The organism is Agriterribacter sp., assembly GCF_035444585.1.
GTDB lineage: Bacteria > Bacteroidota > Bacteroidia > Chitinophagales > Chitinophagaceae > Agriterribacter.
The window spans coordinates 1-6,107 of record NZ_DAOMOZ010000255.1; the positions used below are offsets into that span (position 1 = coordinate 1).

The window sequence follows — 6,107 nt, forward strand, 5'->3', positions numbered from 1 at the left end:
TCCCGGCTTTTACCGCTTCAACGGTGTGCAGGGCATGCTGAAAATCGGCAGTGCTGATAAATACCGCGTCAATATTTTTCAGATCATATAGCGCCTCATTATTTACACAGGCGGTAATATCGTGTCCTAACTGCTGTTTAAGATGGGACTGGCCTTCTTCTCTTCTCTTTTTCCATATATCCGAAACGGCCACCATATCAAAGTTCAGTTCCCTGTGCAGCTTAACGAATGAGGGCAGTAAGGAACCTCTGAACCGGTCTGAATAGCCGATAACGCCTACGTTCACCCGGTCATTGGCGCCTATGATATTGCGATAGCTTTTAGCGCTGAGCCCCATGGTGCCCATATAAGTGGCCAAACCCGCCATCGACCCTTTTTTTATGAACTCCCTGCGTGAATTTTTCATATGCGATCCTTTGATAAATAAATTTAAGTGAAAGAATAGTAGTTTTATCTTTTTTAGAGGCTGTAAACAAAACAGATTATAGTATTTTGCAGCATCTGTAACCAGATCGTGTTCAGATAATGAGAACCGTTTGGTTAACGGATACTAATTTATAAATGTTTAATTATGAAAAAAAGCAGATCCTTTTTTTGGGGCCAATTGATGCTTATGCTGGGCTGTATTTTTGCTGCAACGACTTACGGCCAATCTTCCAAAAATAAGCTACAGACATACAATGTGGAAGTAACGCCGGTTGATGCATCAAAAAAAGTGACCATCACCGCCGAAGGAAAGCCTTTTACGGAGCTGGTGTATACCGATACGCTCGAAAAGCCCTTTTTGTATCCTATATATGCGCCCGACGGACAATTGATCACCCGTGGGTTTCCATTTGCACCGCGCAAAAATGAGCCTACCGATCACCCCCACCATACCGGCTTATGGCTGAACTACGAAAGCGTGAACGGGCTTGATTTCTGGAATAATTCTTACGCTATTCCGCAGGATAAAAAAAGCAGGTACGGCTGGATAAAAACAAAGAAGATCCTTAAAACAAAAAGTGGGAAAAAAGGAGAGCTAAAAATGCAGGCTGCCTGGGAGAATGAAAAAAACCAGGTGTTACTGAATGAAACCACTACGTATATTTTCAGGGCCGATGAAAATAAAAGAACCATAGACCGGATCACTACGCTTACCGCAGCCCAAAATGTAAATATGCCGGATGTAAAAGACGGGATGCTGGGCCTGCGTGTAGCGCATGAACTGGAACTACCATCCAAAGAAAAAAAAGAATTTAAGGATGATAAAGGAAACGTAACGGTAGTAGAAGGCAGTGCAGATGGAGCGCCTTCCGGAAATTATGTTACGAGCGAAGGCAAAGAGGGCGATGCTGCCTGGGGCACCAGGGCGCAATGGTGTATGCTGTACGGCAAACAGGGAGATGATACTACCAGTATTGTTATTATTGATCATCCCCGCAATCCGGGATACCCTACTTACTGGCATGCGCGGGGTTACGGGTTGTTTGCAGCTAATCCTTTGGGTCAAAAAGCATTCAGCAATGGTAAGGAAACGTTGAATTTTGCTTTAAAACAGGGGCAGTCCGTTACTTTTCGCTACAGGGTGGTAATAGCTTCGGGGAAACAAAGGCTGAGCAACGAAGAGATCAACCTGGTGGCGGGAGATTTCTTTCAGAATACGAAGTAACTTTTACAGATATTAGTATTTTGATATGTACATTTACTAAATAAAAACGCTAAATATGAAATCGAAAAATCTTGTTTTAATTGTCGTTATAGGAGTTATATTGTTGTTGGGCGGTTGTGGATGCGGGGGATACAACAAAATGGTTGGATTGGATCAAAACGTAAAAGGTAAATGGGGAAATGTGCAAAGCGAATACCAACGCCGGTCTGATCTTATACCCAATCTTGTAAACACGGTGAAGGGGGCGGCCAATTTTGAGCAGGAAACCCTCACACAGGTTATTCAGGCACGGGCCAACGCCACAAAAGTAAATATTAGTGCAGACGACCTGAGCCCCGAAAAAATGGCGCAATTTCAACAGGCGCAGGGTGAATTAAGCGGCGCACTGAGCCGTTTGCTGGTAACGGTAGAACGATATCCCGAGCTAAAAGCCAATCAGAATTTTCTTAACCTGCAGTCGCAATTGGAGGGAACGGAAAACAGGATCAAGGTGTCACGTAATGATTTCAATGCAGCAGTACAGGATTATAATACCGTGGTAAAAACATTTCCTAATGCATTGTACGCCGGGATATTTGGATTCAAAGAGAAAGGATTTTTTGCAGCTGAACCAGGTGCTCAAACTGCACCGGAAGTGAATTTTTAACCTTTACTCCAATTCATGAGGTTTTTTCCATCTAAAACCAGGCATTTTTATTCTCCTGACGAGAATCAGCGTATCGTATCCGCGATCCGGGAGGCGGAGCAGCTTACCAGTGGGGAGATACGGGTATACATAGAAAGCCGTTGCCGTTTCGTAAATCCTGTTGACAGGGCCGTTGAGCTCTTCTACGGTTTGAAAATGGAAAGAACAGAACAACGCAATGGAGTAATACTGTATATAGCCATGAAGGATCACCAGTTGGCCATATTTGGAGATGAAGGCATTCATCAAAAAGTGGGAAAGGATTTCTGGAACAAAGCGGTACAACATATTCTCAGTGAATTCAATGCCGCCCATTATAGCGATGGCATTATCCATATCTTAAAGGAAATAGGGGAGGTGCTGCACGAGCATTTCCCTTATAACTCCAATACCGATAAAAATGAATTGCCGGATGAGATTGTGTTTGGAAAATGAGCGCAATAATTTGAGATTTGGTATCTGCTACGGCGTCCCTGGCTCAACCTGTGTTTTGAAGTTTAATATATTCCTTTTGGCTTTGTGTATTGATTTCGAATTTCAGATTTTCAAATTCGGATTTTATTAGCGCTCTTATCATAGAATTGGAATATTATCTGATAAGGAATTTTATAATTAATGAAGAGGTATTTATTCGTCATATTGTTCTTTCTCTCCCGGGGTGTTTCCGCACAGATTGATAAAATCATTCCCGCCGCGCCAAATCCACCACAACTGGTTAACGACTTTACCGGTACGCTTACCCGGTTACAACAGGAAAATCTTGAACATAAGTTAAAAAACTATGACGATACCACGTCAAACCAGATCGCAGTAGTTATAGTAAAAACGGTTGGCGACTACGATCCGTACGAATATGCTACTGCATTAGGGCGCAAGTGGGGTGTGGGCAATAAAGAATTTAACAATGGCGTGGTTTTTTTAATTGCCAAAGACGACCGGAAAGTTTTTATTGCACCGGGCTATGGGTTAGAAGGCGCTTTGCCCGATATAACCTGTAAGCAGATCATTGAAAATGAGATCCTTCCTAATTTCAGAGGCAACGATTACTACCGGGGTATTGATGAAGGCACTACCGCTATTATGAAAGCCGCTGTTGGTGAATACCAGCCACCGGAGGGATATGCAAACAGGGGAAAGAAAAAGGGAGTGCCATTGCCACTTATCATATTCATTATCTTCATTATTGTTATTATTATTTCCCGCATTGGAGGAGGTGGAGGAGGAGGCTCATTTATGAGCCGGCGTGGCTATCGCGAAACAGGTATTCCTCCTGTATTCTGGTTTCCCGGCGGAGGTGGAAGCCGGGGAGGCGGAGGTTGGAGCGGTGGCGGCAGCTCGGGCGGATTTGGCGGATTCGGCGGAGGCAGTTTTGGCGGCGGCGGTGCAGGCGGTAGCTGGTAACAAGCGGAGATTTCCTTCATGAAAACTGTTTTTACCAATGAGGCAAAAAGGCACCGTGGATGAATGAACAAAGCAAATTTGTGTCGCCGGACTGTATATTTTTTAGCTTCTCAGTAGATATTTTATCAATTCCCTGAGCTGTGAAGTTGACTGAAAGCCTGTAACCCGTTTAAGCTCCTTCCCGTTTTTATATACAGCTATCACAGGAATGCTTTCAATATTCAGATCGCGGGCCAATGGTTTGGCTTTATCGAGGTCAATACGTGAAAAAGTAACCTGGTTCTTATATGCTTTTGAAAGCTTTTTCAGCGATGGTTCCATTTGCCGGCAGGGGATGCACCAGGGTGCATAAAAATCAACCAGCAATATTTTATTATCAGCCAGCAATTTATTGAAATCAGAAAGCGTAAAATCGTTTGTCCCGCTCTTAACCTCCTTCTCAATCGCTGCTACAGGAAACTTATTGCTTTCCCAGGCCATCATGCCACCCTGCAGATCATATACATTTGTAAAGCCCAGTTCCCGTAATATTTTTGCAGCTTTCGCACTCCTGCCGCCTACCTTGCAGTAAACAAATACAGGTTCTTCTTTGTTCAGTTTTTTAAGCCGGTCTTTAAAATCTGTATCATAAATGTTAATGTTTTTGGCAGTTGCAATATGACCGGATTGAAATTCTTCCGGGGTACGAACATCAATGATCTGTTTTTGTGCCGTTGAGTCCAGGGTTTGTGCAAAAGCTTTTGGAGGCAGAAGCCGTATGCCGGCTTCCTGTGCCGAAATATTCACTGAAAAAAAGGCAAAAAAGAAGATGTACGGTATAGATAATTTATACATTGGCGCCATATTGATTTATGATTTGTTGAAGCTGGTTTGATTGTACAACGCCAGACTGGCGCCACAATACTTTCCCCTGCTTAAATAAAATAAGCGTAGGCACACCCTGCACGTGGTAGGCGGCAGCGGTTTGTGGATTTTTATCTACATCTATTTTTATAATAGTAGCAGCATCCCCGATACTTTTTTTTAATGTTTCAAGGATCGGTGTCATCATTTTACATGGGCCGCACCATGTGGCATAAAAGTCAACCAGCACCGGTTTGTGGCCATTTATAAGCTCAGAAAATGTTGCCATACACTATAGCGTTATTGATTGCTTAATAATGCAAAGATAAATGATTAAGCGCTATGCAGGCGGAGGGAGACGCTCTGCCCGGGATGGCTTCAAGCGAACCTGATTCTTCCCGTTTCTTCCTTTTCTATTTGTTTCGAATTGAATACCCGGAGTTTATCTGATTCCTGTTGTTTTCTCATTCTGCCTGTAACAAACCTTTAAGCACGGCCCAAACATTTTCGGCTACTATCTTTTGTCCTTCCGCTGTGGGGTGTATGCCGTCGGCCTGGTTCAATTCCGGCTCGCCCCCTACACCTTCCAGCAAAAAGGGGAGCAGCGCTATTTTGTTGTTGTTGGCAAGGTCTGTGAAGATCTTATGGAAATTTTCACTGTATGTCCGTCCCATATTTGGCGGAACCCGCATGCCTGTGAGCATTAGCTTTGCATCGGGGAATTTTTCTTTTACCTTGTTTATTATTTCCTGCAGGTTTTTTTTGGTTTCTTCAAGCGGTATTCCACGCAGTCCGTCATTTCCTCCCAGTTCAAGTACAAAAACATGTACAGGTTGTTTCAATATCCAGTTAATCCTGCTGTTACCGCCGGCTGTGGTTTCGCCGCTTAGCCCTGCATTGATCACTTTATATGGAAGCTTCAGTGAATCAATTTTAGCCTGTATCAATGCGGGATAGGCCTCAGAAAGATCAAGCCCGTAACCAGCTGTGAGACTATTTCCAAAAAAAACAATATTTTTTATCGAAGATGAAGGCGGTGGCGTTTCTGTTCCTGCGCTGTCTTTTGCCGTGGTTGCCGGTGTTGAATCCGGATCGTTGCAGGCAACATGCAGCATCAGCAGTAATATCCCGTAAATTTTTATTTTCAGCATAACATTACTAATTTATCCCATAAAGCTGTTAAGTATATTTTAAAAATACATTAATTTAAAGCGTGCTTACCTAAACGCAGTAATTTGAACACTGCTTCTTCAAATAAAATCACGAATGGACACTATACTCAGTTTGCGGGATGTAAGCAAAACTTATCAAAGCGGATCCAGAAGGCTTACCGTACTTCATGATATCAATTTTACCGTGGAAGCAGGCTCTATTGTAGCCATTGTGGGGCCTTCGGGTAGCGGTAAGACCACTTTGCTGGGTTTATGTGCAGGGCTCGACAGGGTGAGTGGCGGTACGGTTGAATTGAACAACATAAAGCTCGATGATAAAAGTGAGGATGAAAGAGCATATATCCGTAATCGTTAT

Annotated in this window: 8 protein-coding genes and 1 pseudogene; 5 read left to right on the forward strand and 4 right to left on the reverse strand. The window is 43.3% G+C overall.

The genetic code is table 11. The features are described 5' to 3' along the window. A pseudogene (locus PLH26_RS19230) lies at positions 1 to 406 on the reverse strand (gfo/Idh/MocA family oxidoreductase); the annotation flags it as partial. A 165-nt stretch (positions 407 to 571) separates the two neighbouring features. Here PLH26_RS19230 and PLH26_RS19235 point away from each other — a divergent pair. From PLH26_RS19235 to PLH26_RS19250, 4 genes are all read left to right on the forward strand, one after another. Further along, positions 572 to 1,651: a DUF6807 domain-containing protein gene (locus tag PLH26_RS19235; protein WP_324587646.1), complete on the forward strand. Its 1,080-nt coding sequence runs from the start codon at positions 572 to 574 to the stop codon at positions 1,649 to 1,651. A gap of 55 nt (positions 1,652 to 1,706) precedes the next feature. Beyond that, a complete protein-coding gene (locus PLH26_RS19240) occupies positions 1,707 to 2,297 on the forward strand; it encodes a LemA family protein (protein WP_324587647.1) in 591 nt (196 codons plus the stop codon). A gap of 15 nt (positions 2,298 to 2,312) precedes the next feature. Next, positions 2,313 to 2,771 carry a TPM domain-containing protein gene (locus PLH26_RS19245; protein ID WP_324587648.1) on the forward strand — a complete coding sequence of 153 codons (459 nt, stop codon included), beginning with the start codon at positions 2,313 to 2,315 and terminating at the stop codon, positions 2,769 to 2,771. Between the two features lie 180 nt (positions 2,772 to 2,951). After that, on the forward strand, positions 2,952 to 3,737 hold the full coding sequence (locus tag PLH26_RS19250; protein WP_324587649.1) for a TPM domain-containing protein: 786 nt from the start codon (positions 2,952 to 2,954) through the stop codon (positions 3,735 to 3,737). Positions 3,738 to 3,839: 102 nt separating this feature from the next. Here PLH26_RS19250 and PLH26_RS19255 read toward each other — a convergent pair whose 3' ends face one another. The 3 genes from PLH26_RS19255 to PLH26_RS19265 form a co-directional block, all read right to left on the reverse strand. Continuing rightward, complete coding sequence (locus PLH26_RS19255) at positions 3,840 to 4,571, reverse strand: DUF6568 family protein (RefSeq protein WP_324587650.1); 732 nt, start codon at positions 4,569 to 4,571, stop codon at positions 3,840 to 3,842. Beyond that, positions 4,564 to 4,869 carry a thioredoxin gene (gene trxA, locus PLH26_RS19260; protein ID WP_324587651.1) on the reverse strand — a complete coding sequence of 102 codons (306 nt, stop codon included), beginning with the start codon at positions 4,867 to 4,869 and terminating at the stop codon, positions 4,564 to 4,566. Before trxA ends, PLH26_RS19255 begins: the two co-directional genes overlap by 8 nt. Before the next feature lie 175 nt (positions 4,870 to 5,044). Further along, complete coding sequence (locus PLH26_RS19265) at positions 5,045 to 5,731, reverse strand: arylesterase (RefSeq protein WP_324587652.1); 687 nt, start codon at positions 5,729 to 5,731, stop codon at positions 5,045 to 5,047. Between the two features lie 115 nt (positions 5,732 to 5,846). Here PLH26_RS19265 and PLH26_RS19270 point away from each other — a divergent pair. Further along, a partial coding sequence (locus PLH26_RS19270; protein WP_324587653.1) for an ATP-binding cassette domain-containing protein occupies positions 5,847 to 6,107 on the forward strand: 261 nt, incomplete at its 3' end.